Origin of the sequence: Pseudarthrobacter sp. Y6, from assembly GCF_050156205.1 — a bacterium.
GTDB lineage: Bacteria > Actinomycetota > Actinomycetes > Actinomycetales > Micrococcaceae > Arthrobacter.
This window is the reverse complement of sequence record NZ_CP189574.1, coordinates 2,861,414-2,879,367: the sequence shown is the minus strand read 5'-3', so window position 1 is coordinate 2,879,367 and position 17,954 is coordinate 2,861,414. Positions and strand designations below refer to the sequence as shown.

Here is a 17,954-nt window from a genome sequence, read left to right as displayed (position 1 = left end):
CTATGACCGAGATCACTACTTCCGCAGTTCTGGCCGAACTGCATAAGGCCGCCGACGCCGTGGCCTCCACAGCCGCGAAGTTCACCGATGAGGACGTCAAGGCGCACTCAGCCCTCCCCGGATGGACCCGCGGGCATGTCCTGGCGCATCTTGCCGGCATCTCCAACGCGATGGCACGGCAGCTGGAATATGCCGCCCGCGGTGCCACTGTTGAGCTGTACGACGGAGGCCAGGACGGACGCACGAAGGCCATCGAGATGGCCGCAGGCCACAACGCGGATGCTCACCGGGCTGACGTGCAGGCAGGCCTGGACCGGGCACTGAAAGCCTTTGATTCGTTGGAATCCAACTCCAGTTGGCAGAGACCCATTGCCTATCGTGGAGGAGTGGTCTTCGACGGCGGCCTCGCGCTGTGGCGGGAACTGGTGATCCACACGGCCGATCTGGGCGCGGGCCTCGGCCCCGAGACGTGGAGCCGGAAATTCTGTGAGCACCTCTTCGACTTCCTGGCGGCCCGGGTGCCGCCGGGGGACAAACTGGTGCTGCAGCCGCTCGGGCTGCCACCTGTGACCCTCGGCGGCGGCCGCTCCACCGTCATCAGCGGCATGATCACCGACATCGCTGCCTGGCTGGCCGGCCGTGAACCGTCGCTCGGCAGCCTGCGTGCCTCAGCCGCCGCGGACGGCGTGGACCTCCCGGAACTGCTGCCCTGGCCATCCGGGACACCGGCTTCCGGAGCTACGCCATCCGGGACATCCGCAGCGCGGTAGCCCCTATCCGGCTTCGCGGGCCAGCAGGCTCTCCTTGATGGCCAGGCCCCAGCGGAAACCGCCCAGGGAACCGTCGGTGCGGATGACGCGGTGGCACGGCACAAACAAGGCTGCCGCGTTGAAGGCACAGGCGCTGGCTGCGGCCCGGACAGCTTTCGGGTTTCCGGAAAGTCCGGCGTACTCGGTGTACGTCACCGGCGATCCGGGGCGAACGGTCCTCAGCACATCCCAGGCGTGTGACCGGAAGGGTCCTGACTTCTGGCGCACGGGGACGGCCATAGCGGGTGCGGGGTCGCCGGCATAGAAGGCTTCCACGGCCCGGGAGATGCTGCCCAGATCCGTAACCGCCTCAATGTCTCCGGGCCGCAGCTCGGGGTGGATCTGGCCCGTCAGCTCACCCGGCTCGGCGGTCCAGCCCGAGGCCAGGACCACGCCGTCCTGGGCAAGGATGGTGAACGGACCATCCGGGGTGGACATCACTAACAGCTGGGCTTTCATAGGATCGCTTTCTCTGGAACGGCTTGTTCACGTTTGGGGAATTTGGGCGCCGCGCCGGCGCGCCACAGGTGCATGGTGGCGTAGGACCGCCACGGGCTGACCTCGCGGAAATCGGGGCTAGTCGTCAGGCCAGGCGAGTCAACGCCGCGGCCGTCTTGGCTCGTGCGGGCTGGGTCAAGCACCCGGATGCCGTTTCGCACAGCGGCATCGTTGGCCAGGAACACGTCCGGCGCGCCGATGACACGCATTGCCACGTAGCCGACGGTCCACGGGCCCACGCCGGGAAGGGGGAGCAGCTTGGCGCCGAGTCCGGGCAGATCGTCCCCGTAGCCGAAATCCAGTTGGCCTCCAGCGAGGGCCGACGCGGCAGAACGGATGGCGTCAATCCGGCGTTGCGGACCGCGCAGCAGCGAGTAGCCGGCCTCGGCTATTTCGGCCGCGGTGGGAAACAGCCGGTCAAGTCCCTCGTCGGGGACCGCGCTGGGACTGCCGGCGGCGGCCAGTTGCGTCAGTGCGGTCCGGGCAGCTGCCACCGTGATTTGCTGCCCGATCATCGCCCGGATGAGCAGCTCCTGCGGCTCCACCGCCCCAGGCATCCTGATGCCCGGCGCACTGGCAACCGAGGCGGTCAGGCGGGGCTCCTGAGACAGGGCACTGTCGATGGCTACCGGATCGGCGTCGAGGTCGAAGAGCCGGCGTACCCTGCTCAGCAGGGCGGGCAGGTCCCGGAGGTCCACGGCGCCGATGGTGAGGGTCAGCGGCCGTCCGGGAGCGCCGTCGTCGTAAGTCACGCTGAAGCGGGCATCAGCATGTGGGAGCTGCAAAGTACGGGCGTACGACGTCGGCGTCCCCGCCTCGATTCCGGGGATCGCCCTGACGGCGAGGAAGGAAAAGATGCCGGGATCGAACGGTTCGCGGTACGGCAGGCTCAACGTCAGTGACGTCGCGGCGGCAGGGGAGGGGTGGTGCCTGGCGGTTGCGCGCAGGGCAGTGGGGGTCATGGCGAACACCTCCACCATGGTGTCGTTGAACTGGCGGACGCTGCTGAAGCCGGACGCGAACGCGATGTCCGCCAGCTTCATCGCCGTGGACACCAACAGGGTGCGGGCGGTCTGGGCGCGGCTGGCCCTGGCGAGGGAGAGCGGACCGGCGCCGAGCTCGTGGCTGAGGATACGGTTGAGCTGGCGGGAGGAATATCCCAGGCGGGCGGCGAGGCCCTCCACCCCGTCCCGGTTGATTACGCCGTCGTTGATCAGGCGCATCGCGCGGCCCGCCAGGTCCTGCCGGATGTTCCACGCGGGAGTTCCGGGCACCGCCTCGGGGAGGCAGCGCTTGCACGCCCGGTATCCGGCGTCGTGCGCTGCGGCAGAGGTTTCGTAGAAGGTGACGTTCACCGCTTTCGGGGTCCGGGCGGGGCAGGACGGACGGCAGTAGATGCCGGTGGTCCGGACAGCGGTGTAGAACTGCCCGTCGAACCGGGTGTCCCGCGCGTCAATCGCGCGGTAGCGCTGCCAGAAGTCCATGCCCTCCATCCTGCCAGCCGGCGACCGGGTCTGCTAGCGGAAATCGGACACGGCCGTGGCGTTCGGTAGAGTCGGACCATGACCGTCAGCAGCAGCCCTATGGCTCCGGAGCAACTCCGCGAACTGCTGTCGGGCGACGCCCGGAGTGTCGCTCCGCAACTGCTGGGATCCGTGCTGACCCACCACAGCCACGAGGGAACGGTGGCCGTGCGGATTACCGAGGTGGAGGCGTACATGGGTCCTGGCGACTCGTCGCATCCGGATCCCGGCTCCCACGCTTTCCGTGGCCCCACGGCGCGCAACGCGCCCATGTTCGGCCCGGCCGGCCGCCTCTACGTCTATTTCACGTATGGCATGCACTGCTGCGCCAACATCGTCTGCGGCCCGGCGGGCACGGCGTCAGCCGTCCTGTTGCGGGCGGGCGAGGTGGTGGAGGGGCAACACCTCGCGCTGGTGCGGCGTCCGACGTCAAAATCGGCCCTCGACCTGGCGAGCGGCCCGGCCCGGCTGGCCACCACCCTGGCCCTCACCACTGCCGACAGCGGCCGGGATGCGCTGGCTGACCCCTTCGAGCTGCGGCTGCCTTCGGTTCCTGCCATGGAATTCATGTCCGGGCCGAGGGTAGGCGTCTCCGGCGACGGCGGCTCCGCGACGTTTCCATGGCGCTTCTGGCTGCCAGGCGATCCCACCGTGTCCCGCTACAAGGCGGCGAAGGTGCGCCGGGCATAGTCCGTCCCGCCCGTGGGGTCTCCCGCCAGTGCGAAGGGCTCCAACCGGTGCTGGAGCTGCGGCGCTGCGCACACTGCGTGCATCGCAGCGAAACGCAACCCGCTGCACTTGAAGGACTTCGAACGCAAACTCAAGCAGGGCGTGCTTGCTGGCGGATTTACTTGAGTGCCCCAGAATTGCCGTCCAAAGAAAGTGCCGCCCACTTCCACGCGTTGCTGGGCGGCCTCGAAGGCATTCAGGGCGGTTGTGCCCAGGAGGGCCCCGGTCCGCTGGTCCAACACGGCGAAGGCCAGGCTGGCCGGGTCCTCAATCCTGGCCGCAAACAGTCCTGAAAGCTCGTGCGCAGTGGCCGGCAGGGGCGCGGCCATTCCTGCCCACATCGTGGCGTCCACGAAGTCAAACAGCCCTTCGGCATGGTGCGGAGCCAACGGAAGTAGGGAAAGCCCGTATCCGGTCAGGACGCTCTCGTGGTGCATTGCAGCATTGAATCACTCACGCGGCGGCGCAGCTACGGATGTGTGCGGCCTGAAAGTGAACATTGGGTTACTTCCGGGGCAGGGGACCGGCGGGCGGGTTACCCGAAATGGTTGTAGAATGGACGGTCTGTCTTTTGCGATAGGGGAACGTTTAATGCTCGACGCCGATTTGGCCCACGAACGGGACTATGTTGCCGGCCTGTATGCGCGGCTGGAAGAGCTCCGCACGGAAAAGCGCCAGCAGTTGGCGCAGGTCCGCCGGGCCGGTGCCGTGGGCACCATGCAGAATGTTTCCGAACGCGACGCCTTCGCCGCGCTCTACGAGGACCGCCTCGCCCAGCTCGACGCCGTCGATGACCGCTTGGTCTTCGGCCGCCTCGACCTGGATTCCGGAGAGGCCCAGTACATTGGGCGCATCGGCCTGACCACCGATGACCTCCAGCGGCTCATGGTGGACTGGCGCGCGCCCGAGGCCGGCCACTTCTATCAGGCAACGGCGTTTGACCGGCAGGGCGTCCGCCGCCGGCGGCACCTGATTCTGCAAGGCCGGGAAGTCAAGGCCATCGAGGATGACGTCCTTGATGCGGACATGCTCGCGGACGACGCCTCGCTGCAGGGCGAAGGTGCATTGCTGGCGGCGCTGGATTCCAAGCGCACCGGCCGGATGTCCGACATCGTCGGCACCATCCAGTCCGAGCAGGACCGCATCATCCGGTCATCCATTTCCGGTGCCCTCGTGGTGCAGGGTGGTCCCGGTACCGGTAAAACTGCTGTGGCACTGCACCGGGCCGCGTACCTGCTTTACACGCACCGGGAACGGCTGAAGACTGCCGGTGTGCTGCTGGTGGGCCCGTCGTCGTCGTTCATGAAGTACATCGAACGTGTTCTTCCATCGCTCGGTGAGACCGGCGTGGTCATGGCCAGCGTGGGTCGCCTGATGCCGGGGATCAAGGCGGTTGCTGAACCCGAGGCAGAGGTCGCGGCCATCAAGGGGCGGCTGGACATGGTGAAGGTTGTGGCCAATGCGGTGGCGAACCGGCAGCGGATCCCTGCCGAAGACCGTGTCCTGGACGTTGACGGCCGCAAGCTGGTGCTGACGCGGCGGCAGGTAAGCCGTGCGCGCGAACGTGCCCGGTCCACCGGCAAGCCCCACAACGAGGCACGCCTGACGTTCATCAAGATTCTGCTCCGCGAGCTGACCGAGCAGATCACCGATCTCGTGGAGGCCGGGAGCATCGGCAACAATGCCGACCGCTCGTATCTGGCCGAAGATGTCCGAACGGCCCGCGACGTCCGGATCGTCCTGAACCTGTGCTGGATGCCGATGACTCCGGAGAAGCTGATTACTGAGCTTCTGAGTAAGCCCGCAGTCCTGGCGGCCTGCACACCGCAGCTGTCCCTTAAGGAGCAGTCGCTGCTGCTGCGCCCAGCTGATGCTCCCTGGACCGAGGCCGATGTCCCGCTTCTGGACGAAGCCGCCGAGCTCCTCGGGGAACTGGACCCGGCCGCCGGACGTGGACTTGCACAGCAGGAGCACGACCGTGCCCGGGACCTTGCCAACGCCAAGCAGACGCTGGTGAACATGGGGGACATGGGTGTCGACGTCCTCATCACCGCCGAGGAACTCGCCGACCAGAACCAGGAGCGCGAGAACCGCCAGACGGCCGCAGAGCGCGCCACCAGCGACCGTACGTGGGCCTTCGGCCACATCGTGGTGGATGAGGCGCAGGAGCTTTCGCCGATGCAATGGCGCCTGCTGGTCCGCCGTTGCCCGCTGAAATCCTTCACCATCGTGGGCGATATCGCGCAGACCAGTTCAGTTGCCGGCGCCAACTCCTGGCAGGGGGCACTTGCGCCCATGTTCGGTGACCGCTGGCAGTTGGAGGAGTTGACAGTCAACTACCGGACGCCCTCGCAGATCGCCGAAGCCGCCGCCCGCATGGCCAACGCCGCCGGACTCGTGGTTTCCGCGCCGAAGGCCGTCCGTGAGGGCCGTTGGGCCCCTGTCATCGACAAAGTTGACCACGGACAGGTGGTGAGCCGTTTGGTAGAGGTGCTCCCCGAGGAGCTGGCAGCGCTCGACGGCGGCCTCCTGGCCGTGATTGCCGACGGCGACCTTCTGCCCGCAGCAACGTCAGCGCTGCGTGCCGTGTACGGCCGGCGCATCGGCAACGGGGCAGGCAGCTACGTGCAGGACATCGTGGTCATCAGCCCGCGCGAGGCCAAGGGCCTGGAGTTCGACGGCGTTGTGGTCCTTGAGCCGTCCGTCATGCTCAACCACGAGCACGGCCGCGTGGGCGATTTGTACGTCGCCATGACCCGGCCCACTCAGCGGCTCAGGCTGATCGCCGCGGAAGGTATTCCGGCCGGCATAGAAGACTGAGCCGGTTCGCTTTGCCCCTTGACGCCCGGCGCCGTTCATTTCGGCGCCGGGCGTCGCCGATCCTGCTAACTTAGAAGTCGTGTCAGAACTCAACGATCTCGAATCCCAGCAGAACGACCCCACCTTCGCCAATGTCTGGCAGGAACTGAAGTGGCGCGGCCTTGTCCACGTCTCCACCGATGAAGAGGAACTGGAAAAGCTCCTCGCCGGTGATCCGATCACCTATTACTGCGGATTCGACCCCACCGCGCCGAGCCTGCACCTGGGAAACCTGGTCCAACTCCTCGTCATGCGCCGGCTGCAGCTCGCCGGGCATAAGCCGCTGGGGCTGGTGGGCGGATCCACGGGACTGATCGGCGATCCGCGGCCCACCGCCGAGCGCACGCTGAACACCAAGGACACCGTCAATGAATGGGTGGGCTACCTCCAGGCCCAGGTCCGCCGATTCCTCAGCTTCGATGGCCCCAGCGCCGCCCGCATGGTCAACAACCTCGACTGGACCGCGCCGTTGAGCGCCATCGACTTCCTGCGCGAGATCGGAAAGCACTACCGGGTCGGCACCATGCTTCGCAAGGATGCTGTCGCTTCCCGCCTCAATTCGGACGAAGGCATCAGCTACACGGAATTCAGCTACCAGATCCTGCAGGGCATGGACTACCTCCAGCTGTTCCGCGACTACGGCTGCATGCTGCAGACCGGCGGCTCGGACCAGTGGGGCAACCTCACCAGCGGCACTGAACTCATCCGCAAGGTTGAGGGTAAGAGCGTGCACGCCCTGGGCACGCCGCTGATCACCAATTCGGACGGCACCAAGTTCGGCAAGAGCGAAGGCAACGCCATCTGGCTCGACGCCGGCATGTGCAGCCCGTACGCCTTCTACCAGTTCTGGCTGAACACCGCCGACTCTGACGTAGTGGACCGGATTAAGGTCTTCACCTTCCTCAGCCGCGCGGAGATCGAAACGCTTGAAGTCGCTGTGGCCGAGCGCCCCTTCGCACGGGAAGGCCAGCGGAAGCTGGCATACGAAGTGACTTCCCTCGTCCACGGTGTGGAGGCAACAGAGAAAGTCATCGCCGCATCTGCTGCCCTCTTTGGCAACGGTGACCTGTCCGCCCTGGACCGGCCAACGCTGGAAGCAGCCACATCAGAGCTTCCGTCCGCCCGCATCCAGGTGGATGGCCTCGGGATCATTGATCTGTTGGTGGCATCTGGCCTGTCGGAGAGCAAGTCGGCGGCACGGCGGACTGTCGGCGAAGGCGGCGCCTATGTAAACAACGAGAAGGTGTCCGACCCGGAAGCTGTCATCTCCGAGTCGGAGCTGCTGCATGGCCAGTACCTGCTCCTGCGCCGCGGCAAGAAGAATCTCGCGACTGTCGAAGTCCTGGTTCCTTAGCCTTCCCAAGCCCAATTCACGCTCCTCCGCAGCCGATTTGCACGGCCGCGGGGGAGCGTGTATTGTTTTCTGAGTCGCCGCCGCTGAGTGGCGATAAACCCCCTCCACAAGAGAAGCAATTCATCGTGTGCAAAGCACGAAAATGATGAAAAGCTTCAATTTCTGATGGGCGGATTCGTTCCACAGAGTGAATATCGGGAAAATAACCCGGATTTGCAAAGTGAATAAGAATGAAATAAGCTATAAACATCGCAGCGAAGAAAAGCGAAATAAAAGAATTCATTTGAATATGAATTGTTTCGGGAATTATTCGAATGTGTCTGTTGTTTGAGAACTCAATAGTGTGCCAAGTTTGTTGATACCAATTGTTTTATTGATTGGTTGTTTTGGCCAGGTCCGCCACCCCGTGGTTGGGTCTGGTTTTTACAGCTGGTTTCAAATTTTGCAGCCATTTTATCCTGTTATTTCCGGGGTTGGTGGTTGTGTTCGTTTTTGTTTTACTTCAACGGAGAGTTTGATCCTGGCTCAGGATGAACGCTGGCGGCGTGCTTAACACATGCAAGTCGAACGATGATGCCAGCTTGCTGGTGGATTAGTGGCGAACGGGTGAGTAACACGTGAGTAACCTGCCCTTAACTCTGGGATAAGCCTGGGAAACTGGGTCTAATACCGGATATGACTCCTCATCGCATGGTGGGGGGTGGAAAGCTTTATTGTGGTTTTGGATGGACTCGCGGCCTATCAGCTTGTTGGTGAGGTAATGGCTCACCAAGGCGACGACGGGTAGCCGGCCTGAGAGGGTGACCGGCCACACTGGGACTGAGACACGGCCCAGACTCCTACGGGAGGCAGCAGTGGGGAATATTGCACAATGGGCGAAAGCCTGATGCAGCGACGCCGCGTGAGGGATGACGGCCTTCGGGTTGTAAACCTCTTTCAGTAGGGAAGAAGCGAAAGTGACGGTACCTGCAGAAGAAGCGCCGGCTAACTACGTGCCAGCAGCCGCGGTAATACGTAGGGCGCAAGCGTTATCCGGAATTATTGGGCGTAAAGAGCTCGTAGGCGGTTTGTCGCGTCTGCCGTGAAAGTCCGGGGCTCAACTCCGGATCTGCGGTGGGTACGGGCAGACTAGAGTGATGTAGGGGAGACTGGAATTCCTGGTGTAGCGGTGAAATGCGCAGATATCAGGAGGAACACCGATGGCGAAGGCAGGTCTCTGGGCATTAACTGACGCTGAGGAGCGAAAGCATGGGGAGCGAACAGGATTAGATACCCTGGTAGTCCATGCCGTAAACGTTGGGCACTAGGTGTGGGGGACATTCCACGTTTTCCGCGCCGTAGCTAACGCATTAAGTGCCCCGCCTGGGGAGTACGGCCGCAAGGCTAAAACTCAAAGGAATTGACGGGGGCCCGCACAAGCGGCGGAGCATGCGGATTAATTCGATGCAACGCGAAGAACCTTACCAAGGCTTGACATGAACCGGAAATACCTGGAAACAGGTGCCCCGCTTGCGGTCGGTTTACAGGTGGTGCATGGTTGTCGTCAGCTCGTGTCGTGAGATGTTGGGTTAAGTCCCGCAACGAGCGCAACCCTCGTTCTATGTTGCCAGCGCGTTATGGCGGGGACTCATAGGAGACTGCCGGGGTCAACTCGGAGGAAGGTGGGGACGACGTCAAATCATCATGCCCCTTATGTCTTGGGCTTCACGCATGCTACAATGGCCGGTACAAAGGGTTGCGATACTGTGAGGTGGAGCTAATCCCAAAAAGCCGGTCTCAGTTCGGATTGGGGTCTGCAACTCGACCCCATGAAGTCGGAGTCGCTAGTAATCGCAGATCAGCAACGCTGCGGTGAATACGTTCCCGGGCCTTGTACACACCGCCCGTCAAGTCACGAAAGTTGGTAACACCCGAAGCCGGTGGCCTAACCCCTTGTGGGAGGGAGCTGTCGAAGGTGGGACTGGCGATTGGGACTAAGTCGTAACAAGGTAGCCGTACCGGAAGGTGCGGCTGGATCACCTCCTTTCTAAGGAGCACCTACAGATCAGCTGCCTCATGTATGTGGGGTGGGGGGTTTGTCAGGAGTATATGCCCGTTGCGCAGACGCTAGTTCTGCGGCGGGTGCTCAAGGGTGGAATATCAATGAATAGCGGCCGCTTGTTTTGCTCCTTGCCCAGTACGGATCCCCTCTTGAGGGTGTCCTGGAACGGTGTGGGTGTGGGGTGGGTGGTTTAGTGTTTGGCACACTGTTGGGTCCTGAGGCAACAGGGCCGGGGGATGGGGTCGTGGCTTTCGGGTTGCGGTTGTGTCTGTCGGGTTTGTTTGTTTCTGGTTTCCTGGCTGCATCGATCATGCGCGTTTGGCTCTTTTGGGGGCCTGTGTGTGGGGTGTGTGGTATGGGGTTGTTGTTTGAGAACTACATAGTGGACGCGAGCATCTTTTATAAGAAGCAATTTCCAAGAATATGAACCTGGATCTGTCTGCACCTTTGGGTGTGGGTGGTTTCCGTGGTTCTCTCGAAAATTAGCGTTTTTGATCTTTTGTGGTCAAGTTTTTAAGAGCACACGGTGGATGCCTTGGCATTAGGAGCCGAAGAAGGACGTAGGAATCTGCGATAAGCCTGGGGGAGTCGATAACCGGACTGTGATCCCAGGGTGTCCGAATGGGGAAACCCCGCCAGGGGCGCGAGCTGCCTGGTGACCCGCATCTGAACACATAGGGTGCGTGGAGGGAACGCGGGGAAGTGAAACATCTCAGTACCCGCAGGAAGAGAAAACAATAGTGATTCCGTCAGTAGTGGCGAGCGAACGCGGATCAGGCTAAACCGTTCCATGTGTGATAGCCGGCGGGCGTTGCATGGTCGGGGTTGTGGGACTTTCCGTACTGTCTCTGCCGGGACAGTGAGGTGTGATGTGCAGGCATAGGTGAACGGTCTTGAAAGGCCGGCCAGAGAGGGTGTGAGCCCCGTAACCGAAATGTTTTGTCCGCCTGGAGAGTATCCCAAGTAGCACGGGGCCCGAGAAATCCCGTGTGAATCTGTCAGGACCACCTGATAAGCCTAAATACTCCCTAATGACCGATAGCGGACCAGTACCGTGAGGGAAAGGTGAAAAGTACCCCGGGAGGGGAGTGAAACAGTACCTGAAACCGTGTGCTTACAATCCGTCGGAGCATCTGCAGCTTGTCTGTATGGGTGTGACGGCGTGCCTTTTGAAGAATGAGCCTGCGAGTTAGTGTTACGTCGCGAGGTTAACCCGTGTGGGGAAGCCGTAGCGAAAGCGAGTCTGAATAGGGCGTTGCAGTGGCGTGATCTAGACCCGAAGCGAAGTGATCTACCCATGGCCAGGTTGAAGCGACGGTAAGACGTCGTGGAGGACCGAACCCACTTCAGTTGAAAATGGAGGGGATGAGCTGTGGGTAGGGGTGAAAGGCCAATCAAACTTCGTGATAGCTGGTTCTCCCCGAAATGCATTTAGGTGCAGCGTTGCGTGTTTCTTACCGGAGGTAGAGCTACTGGATGGCTAATGGGCCCTACAAGGTTACTGACGTCAGCCAAACTCCGAATGCCGGTAAGTGAGAGCGCAGCAGTGAGACTGTGGGGGATAAGCTTCATAGTCGAGAGGGAAACAGCCCAGACCACCAACTAAGGCCCCTAAGCGTGTGCTAAGTGGGAAAGGATGTGGAGTTGCGAAGACAACCAGGAGGTTGGCTTAGAAGCAGCCATCCTTAAAAGAGTGCGTAATAGCTCACTGGTCAAGTGATTCCGCGCCGACAATGTAGCGGGGCTCAAGTACACCGCCGAAGTTGTGGATTTCAGATAATTAGCTAAGCCGCCCCCTTTGTGGGGTTGGTTCAGGCGTCTGGAGTGGTAGGGGAGCGTCGTGTGGGCAGTGAAGTCGCGGTGTAAACCAGCGGTGGAGCCTACACGAGTGAGAATGCAGGCATGAGTAGCGAAAGACGGGTGAGAAACCCGTCCGCCGAATGATCAAGGGTTCCAGGGTCAAGCTAATCTGCCCTGGGTAAGTCGGGACCTAAGGCGAGGCCGACAGGCGTAGTCGATGGACAACGGGTTGATATTCCCGTACCGGCGAAAAACCGTCCATGTTGAACAGGGGATACTAACCGCCCGATACCTGCCCGATCGCCCTTGTGGTGTGAGGGTTTTGGTGGAGCGCGGGACCTGATCCTGGGAGGCAAGCGTATTAACAGGTGTGACGCAGGAAGGTAGCCAAGCCGGGCGATGGTTGTCCCGGTCTAAGGATGTAGGGCGAACGGTAGGCAAATCCGCCGTTCATGATGCCTGAGATCTGATGGGACCCCCTCACGGGGGGATTTGGTGATCCTATGCTGCCGAGAAAAGCATCGACGCGAGGTTTTAGCCGCCCGTACCCCAAACCGACACAGGTGATCAGGTAGAGAATACTAAGGCGATCGAGAGAATTATGGTTAAGGAACTCGGCAAAATGCCCCCGTAACTTCGGGAGGGGGGCCCCAACCTTGATGGACACTTGCTGTCCGGAGGGGATCGGGGCCGCAGAGACCAGGGGGAAGCGACTGTTTACTAAAAACACAGGTCCGTGCGAAGTCGCAAGACGATGTATACGGACTGACTCCTGCCCGGTGCTGGAAGGTTAAGAGGACCGGTTAGCCTTACGGCGAAGCTGAGAATTCAAGCCCCAGTAAACGGCGGTGGTAACTATAACCATCCTAAGGTAGCGAAATTCCTTGTCGGGTAAGTTCCGACCTGCACGAATGGAGTAACGACTTCCCCGCTGTCTCAACCATAAACTCGGCGAAATTGCAGTACGAGTAAAGATGCTCGTTACGCGCAGCAGGACGGAAAGACCCCGAGACCTTTACTATAGTTTGGTATTGGTGTTCGGAGTGGCTTGTGTAGGATAGGTGGGAGACGTTGAAGCCCGGACGCCAGTTCGGGTGGAGTCATCGTTGAAATACCACTCTGGTCACTTTGGACATCTAACTTCGGCCCGTAATCCGGGTCAGGGACAGTGCCTGATGGGTAGTTTAACTGGGGCGGTTGCCTCCTAAAAAGTAACGGAGGCGCCCAAAGGTTCCCTCAGCCTGGTTGGCAATCAGGTGTCGAGTGTAAGTGCACAAGGGAGCTTGACTGTGAGAGAGACATCTCGAGCAGGGACGAAAGTCGGGACTAGTGATCCGGCGGTACATTGTGGAATGGCCGTCGCTCAACGGATAAAAGGTACCTCGGGGATAACAGGCTGATCTTGCCCAAGAGTCCATATCGACGGCATGGTTTGGCACCTCGATGTCGGCTCGTCGCATCCTGGGGCTGGAGTAGGTCCCAAGGGTTGGGCTGTTCGCCCATTAAAGCGGTACGCGAGCTGGGTTTAGAACGTCGTGAGACAGTTCGGTCCCTATCCGCTGCGCGCGCAGGAAATTTGAGAAGGGCTGTCCTTAGTACGAGAGGACCGGGACGGACGAACCTCTGGTGTGTCAGTTGTACTGCCAAGTGCACCGCTGATTAGCTACGTTCGGATGGGATAACCGCTGAAAGCATCTAAGCGGGAAGCTCGCTTCGAGATGAGATTTCCATACACCTTGTGTGTGAGAGGCCCCCAGCCAGACCACTGGGTTGATAGGCCGGATGTGGAAGCGAGGACTAACGACTCGTGAAGCTGACCGGTACTAATAGGCCGATAACTTACACCACACACCACCCCCGTAAACCCATTTCAAAAGGGGTTTACACCACGGGGCGGTAAAAAGAAAACAAGACTGCTTGCGTCCACTATGTGGTTCCCAAACAACAAACCCGTCCACGGACGGCACGTTGCACAGGGAACAAAAACACAACACAATAACAACACCACACCTGCAACAACAATTGCAGGGCATGTTGTAACCAGATTTCCCACACACCCCCTTTTCGGGTGTGACGGGTCGAAGGGTTACGGCGGTCATAGCGTGGGGGAAACGCCCGGTCCCATTCCGAACCCGGAAGCTAAGACCCACAGCGCCGATGGTACTGCACCCGGGAGGGTGTGGGAGAGTAGGTCACCGCCGGAACATCATTAAATGGTCGAGAGCCTCCAGACACACGTCTGGAGGCTCTCCCACTTTAACCACCACACCGGCACCAACCGTCCAGGTACTGCGATTGCGTCCCCGGGACACTGCAGGAACTGCGAGAGCGTCGGCTGGGGGTGTGAACATTCCCACGACGGAGGCCTGGAGACGGATCCATGTCATCTGTCGGTGGGGTCTCGCCTAGAATTGACTGAGATGTACGGACTTCGAAGCGCTTGATTTCGGGTTGCGTAGGATAACGAAACACGGAACGAGCGGCTGCGATTGCGCCAGTGGTCGGCTCATAACAGGAGGAATCCCCATGGCTGAGCACAACGGCGGCAACCGCGGCGGTAACGACCGCGGTCCTTTCCGCGGCAATAATAACTCTGGCGGCGAACCGCGCGGATTCCGTTCCCGCGAAGACCGTGACTCCGAGGCTCCGAAGCGCGCGCCAGGTTCCGGTGAACGTAAGCCTTTTGGTGATCGTCCGCGCCGCGAGGGCGAGGGTGAGCGTCGTACCTTCGGCGGGGGAGAGCGCAAGCCGTTCAGCGGCGGTGGCGGTGAGCGGAAGCCTTACGGCGACCGTGACAACAAGCCTTATGGTGATCGTCCGCGCAGAGAGGGCGACGGCGAGCGTCGTGGATTCTCCGGTGGTGGAGAGCGGAAGCCGTTCAGTGGCGGTGGCGGTGAGCGGAAGCCTTACGGCGACCGTGACAACAAGCCTTATGGTGATCGTCCGCGCAGAGAGGGCGACGGCGAGCGTCGTGGATTCTCCGGTGGTGGAGAGCGGAAGCCCTTCAGCGGTGGTGGAGAGCGGAAGCCTTACGGCGACCGTGACAACAAGCCTTATGGTGATCGTCTGCGCCGTGAGGGTGACGGCGAGCGTCGTGGATTCTCCGGCGGCGACAACCGGAAGCCGTTCGGTGACCGCCAGGACCGCGCCCCGCGCAGCTTCGACCGTGGTGATTCCGGCCCCCGCCAGTTCGGCAGGGACCGTGCGGAAGACCGCCCGGCCCGTGTACCCAACGCGCGTGACCTTCGCAGCGCCAACCGCCCGGACCGCGAACGTTCCCCGGAAATCGATGAGGATGTCACGGGCAAGGAGCTTGACCGCGCTACGCAGCACCAGATCAAGACTCTGGAAGACAAGAGCGCCGAGTGGGTTGCCCGCCACCTGGTAATGGCCGGACGCCTGATCGACGAAGAACCCGAGCTGGCTTTCCAGCATGCTCTCGCCGCGAGCCGGCGTGGTGGCCGGCTCGCGGCCGTCCGTGAAGCCGTCGGACTCACCGCTTACGCTGCAGGACACTACGGCGAAGCACTGCGCGAATTCCGGACCTACCGCCGCATCAGCGGTTCGAACGTCCACCTGCCCGTGATGGCAGACTGCGAACGCGGACTGGGCCGGCCTGACCGTGCCCTCGACGTGGTGCGGTCCGAGGAAGCGAATGACCTGGACGCGCCCGGCAAAGTCGAGTTGGCCATCGTGGCGGCCGGAGCTCGGTCTGACCTCGGCCAGTTGGACGCTGCCGTGGCTGAACTTGAAATTGCCCAGCTGGACATGAACCGTGCGTTCTCCTACAGCCCAAGGCTCTTCCGGGCCTACGCAAATGCTTTGGCCGCCGTTGGTCGCGAAGACGAGGCGGCTAAATGGCAGAAGCAGGCCGTGGTGGCTGAAAATGCCCTTGGCCTTGGTGCCGATGAGGAACCGGACATCGTGGACCTGGGCTGGGACGAGGAAGAGGAAGCCCGTGAGGAAGCACAGCGCCGGCGACTGTTGGAGCGCGCTGCCGCAGGCCCCGAGGCCAGTGCTTCCACGCCTGCTGCCCGTTCCGAGGTAGCCGCGGACAAGACTGTCGTTGAGGCCGCCGGCGTGGATGCAGCCATCGATGACGTGGAATCGGACTTCTTCGAGTCCGATGACGCCGAATCTGATGAGGATTCCGTCGAAGCAGACGAGCTGGAAGCCGGTGAGGCCGAGCCCGACGCAGAAGAGCCCTACGCCGAGCACAGCGAAGCAGACGGCAGTAACAACGGCACCGATGGCGACTCTGAAGGACGGGACAGCTAGCCCGCTATGACTGAAGTTCCACTGATTTCCCTGTTTGACGCCCTTTTGGCGGATCTGGACGGTGTGGTCTACGCCGGACAGCACGCCATCCCAGGCGCCGTGGACTCGCTGCAGCAACTGGAAGGTTTGGGCATTGGCCTGGGGTATGTCACCAACAATGCCTCACGCACTCCGGCGCAGGTAGCGGAGCATCTTCGTGAACTGGGCGCACCGGCAGACGACGATCAGGTGGTCAGTTCCTCGCAAGCGGCAGCTGAGCTCCTGGCATCGCTCGTCGCCCCCGGAGCGCGGGTGCTGATCACCGGCAGCCCAGCTCTGGCGCAGGAAATCGAGCTGGTGGGACTGACTCCTGTCTACAGCCAGGATCAGGATCCGGTAGCCGTGGTCCAGGGATTCAATCCCGGGATCGGTTGGAAGGATCTGGCCGAGGCGTCATACGTCGTCTCGGCTGGAGCACTGTGGATCGCTACCAACACCGATATGTCCATTCCGCAGGCACGCGGCATAGCCCCGGGAAACGGCACACTGGTGGCGGCAGTAGCCGCCGCCACCGGACAGACTCCGCGGGTTGCCGGCAAGCCGGAGGCCCCGCTTTTCCACGCCGCCGCCAAACGGCTCGCGGCTGACCGCCCGCTGGTGGTGGGCGACCGCCTGGACACCGACATCCTCGGCGGCAACAACGCCGGGTTTGCCACGGTGGCTGTGCTGACCGGCGTCGACACCACGGCCACCATCCTGGCCGCACGCACGGCCGAACGCCCGGACTACATCATCAATTCCCTCAGCGACCTCCACCGTCCCTACCCGGCCGTGGACCACACTGACGGAACGCACCGCTGCGGGGCCTCCACCGCGCGGGTCAGCGGTGACACCATCCAGATCAGCGGCAGCGAGAGTGACCTGGATTCGTGGCGGGCCGCCTGCGCCGCCTGGTGGACTGCGGTCCCTGACGCCGCCCGGCCCACCGAGCCCAAACTCGAGTGGCGCAATCATTAGACTGGTCCGATGACTGAGCTCAACGAAGCCCAACATCCGAAAGCAGCCCAGCCAACGCTGGAATGGCCGGACACAGCTGCGCCGGCAACCACCGATCCGTCCATTGCGGCCCTTATGGCCACGCTGGGCGGCGTCGAAGACTTGCCCGTATCGGAGCATGAAGCTGTTTACAGCGACCTCCACGATGCCCTGCTGCACGCGTTGAACGAAGAGGCCCCAAACGGCGAGGGAGAAGCTTGAGCATGGCACGACTTGACCAGGCGCTCGTCGCCCGCGGCCTGGCGAGGTCCCGGACCCACGCAGCATCGTTGATTGCCGAGGGCAAGGTGAGCTCGGCCGGCCAGATTCTGTCCAAGGCGTCCCAACAGGTAGACGACGGCAAAGACCTGTCGGTCGAGCGAACGGAAGAGGACAGCTACGTCAGCCGGGCCGGGCACAAGCTGGCGGGCGCTCTGGACGTATTCCCGGAGGTCACGGTTGCGGGCAAGAGGTGCCTGGACGCCGGGGCCTCCACCGGCGGCTTCACCGAGGTGCTCCTGCGGCGCGGTGCGGCACACGTGGTGGCGGCCGACGTCGGCCATGACCAGCTGGTCCCGCAGCTCCGCGCCGATGAGCGGGTAGCCGTGCATGAAGGCCTGAACGTCCGGTACATGGCGCCGGCGGATATCGGCGGACAGGCCGAACTCACGGTGGCCGACCTCTCCTTCATCTCGCTGACCCTGGTGGTCCTGCCACTGGCGCTGTGCACGCAGCCGGGTGGTGACCTGGTGCTGATGGTGAAACCCCAGTTCGAGATCGGCAAGGACAGGCTGGGCCGCACCGGCGTGGTCAATTCAGAGCGCGAACGACGCATGGCGGTGGAAAAAGTTGCCAATGCAGCGCTCGACGCCGGACTGGACTTATGCGGCTTAGCGGCCAGTCCGCTGCCGGGCCAGGACGGAAACGTCGAATACTTCCTGTGGATAAAGCGCAGGATGACCCAAGAACTGCCTAAGATCGAAGAGCGCCTCGCAGCCATTGACGGATTGCTTGGACGAATCTGGCCGAACCACTAGAAAGCGGAACCC

12 protein-coding genes and 3 rRNA genes are annotated in these 17,954 nt (G+C 62.1%); 11 read left to right on the top strand and 4 right to left on the bottom strand.

Going from position 1 to position 17,954, the window contains the following annotated elements; genetic code table 11:
• The first annotated feature begins 2 nt into the window (after nucleotides 1–2).
• Nucleotides 3–770, top strand: coding sequence for a maleylpyruvate isomerase family mycothiol-dependent enzyme (locus ACQCSW_RS13835; protein ID WP_426986741.1), 768 nt, complete (start codon nucleotides 3–5; stop codon nucleotides 768–770).
• 3 nt (nucleotides 771–773) lie between these two features.
• Here the strand turns inward: ACQCSW_RS13835 and ACQCSW_RS13830 are convergent, their stop codons facing one another.
• Both ACQCSW_RS13830 and ACQCSW_RS13825 read right to left on the bottom strand, forming a co-directional pair.
• Nucleotides 774–1,268 carry a methylated-DNA--[protein]-cysteine S-methyltransferase gene (locus ACQCSW_RS13830; RefSeq protein ID WP_426986739.1) on the bottom strand — a complete coding sequence of 165 codons (495 nt, stop codon included), beginning with the start codon at nucleotides 1,266–1,268 and terminating at the stop codon, nucleotides 774–776.
• Entirely contained in the window at nucleotides 1,265–2,791 is a 1,527-nt protein-coding gene (locus ACQCSW_RS13825) for an AlkA N-terminal domain-containing protein (RefSeq protein ID WP_426986737.1), read from the bottom strand. The genes ACQCSW_RS13830 and ACQCSW_RS13825 overlap by 4 nt, the downstream gene beginning before the upstream one ends.
• A gap of 78 nt (nucleotides 2,792–2,869) precedes the next feature.
• Between ACQCSW_RS13825 and ACQCSW_RS13820 the strand changes: the two genes are divergently transcribed.
• Nucleotides 2,870–3,520 (top strand): DNA-3-methyladenine glycosylase, encoded by a 651-nt coding sequence (locus ACQCSW_RS13820; protein ID WP_426986735.1) that lies wholly within the window; start codon nucleotides 2,870–2,872, stop codon nucleotides 3,518–3,520.
• Here ACQCSW_RS13820 and ACQCSW_RS13815 read toward each other — a convergent pair.
• Nucleotides 3,490–3,996, bottom strand: a complete 507-nt coding sequence (locus tag ACQCSW_RS13815) for a GNAT family N-acetyltransferase (RefSeq protein ID WP_426986733.1) — start codon at nucleotides 3,994–3,996, stop codon at nucleotides 3,490–3,492. The two genes, ACQCSW_RS13820 and ACQCSW_RS13815, sit on opposite strands and share 31 nt — an antisense overlap.
• A 154-nt stretch (nucleotides 3,997–4,150) precedes the next feature.
• On the opposite strand from ACQCSW_RS13815, the gene ACQCSW_RS13810 reads away from it, so the two are divergent.
• The gene (locus tag ACQCSW_RS13810; protein ID WP_426986731.1) at nucleotides 4,151–6,379 is read left to right on the top strand and encodes a HelD family protein; all 2,229 of its coding nucleotides are present in this window, start codon (nucleotides 4,151–4,153) and stop codon (nucleotides 6,377–6,379) included.
• A gap of 79 nt (nucleotides 6,380–6,458) precedes the next feature.
• Nucleotides 6,459–7,772, top strand: coding sequence for a tyrosine--tRNA ligase (tyrS, locus tag ACQCSW_RS13805; RefSeq protein ID WP_426986729.1), 1,314 nt, complete (start codon nucleotides 6,459–6,461; stop codon nucleotides 7,770–7,772).
• Between the two features lie 16 nt (nucleotides 7,773–7,788).
• Here the strand turns inward: tyrS and ACQCSW_RS13800 are convergent, their stop codons facing one another.
• Nucleotides 7,789–8,055 carry a hypothetical protein gene (locus tag ACQCSW_RS13800; RefSeq protein WP_426986727.1) on the bottom strand — a complete coding sequence of 89 codons (267 nt, stop codon included), beginning with the start codon at nucleotides 8,053–8,055 and terminating at the stop codon, nucleotides 7,789–7,791.
• 219 nt (nucleotides 8,056–8,274) lie between these two features.
• Here ACQCSW_RS13800 and ACQCSW_RS13795 point away from each other — a divergent pair.
• The 7 genes from ACQCSW_RS13795 to ACQCSW_RS13765 all read left to right on the top strand — a co-directional run bounded on the left by ACQCSW_RS13795 (nucleotide 8,275) and on the right by ACQCSW_RS13765 (nucleotide 17,942).
• Nucleotides 8,275–9,798: ribosomal RNA gene (locus ACQCSW_RS13795) — 16S ribosomal RNA — on the top strand.
• A gap of 518 nt (nucleotides 9,799–10,316) precedes the next feature.
• Nucleotides 10,317–13,461 (top strand): 23S ribosomal RNA (locus ACQCSW_RS13790).
• Between the two features lie 239 nt (nucleotides 13,462–13,700).
• Nucleotides 13,701–13,817 (top strand): 5S ribosomal RNA (gene rrf / locus ACQCSW_RS13785).
• The 16S, 23S and 5S rRNA genes sit together here, the layout of an rRNA operon.
• A gap of 322 nt (nucleotides 13,818–14,139) precedes the next feature.
• Nucleotides 14,140–15,891: a hypothetical protein gene (locus ACQCSW_RS13780; protein WP_426986725.1), complete on the top strand. Its 1,752-nt coding sequence runs from the start codon at nucleotides 14,140–14,142 to the stop codon at nucleotides 15,889–15,891.
• A 6-nt stretch (nucleotides 15,892–15,897) separates the two neighbouring features.
• Nucleotides 15,898–16,887, top strand: a complete 990-nt coding sequence (locus ACQCSW_RS13775; protein WP_426986723.1) for an HAD-IIA family hydrolase — start codon at nucleotides 15,898–15,900, stop codon at nucleotides 16,885–16,887.
• A 9-nt stretch (nucleotides 16,888–16,896) separates the two neighbouring features.
• Complete coding sequence (locus tag ACQCSW_RS13770; RefSeq protein WP_426986721.1) at nucleotides 16,897–17,127, top strand: hypothetical protein; 231 nt, start codon at nucleotides 16,897–16,899, stop codon at nucleotides 17,125–17,127.
• A 2-nt stretch (nucleotides 17,128–17,129) separates the two neighbouring features.
• Nucleotides 17,130–17,942: a TlyA family RNA methyltransferase gene (locus ACQCSW_RS13765; RefSeq protein ID WP_426986719.1), complete on the top strand. Its 813-nt coding sequence runs from the start codon at nucleotides 17,130–17,132 to the stop codon at nucleotides 17,940–17,942.
• Nucleotides 17,943–17,954 lie beyond the last annotated feature (12 nt).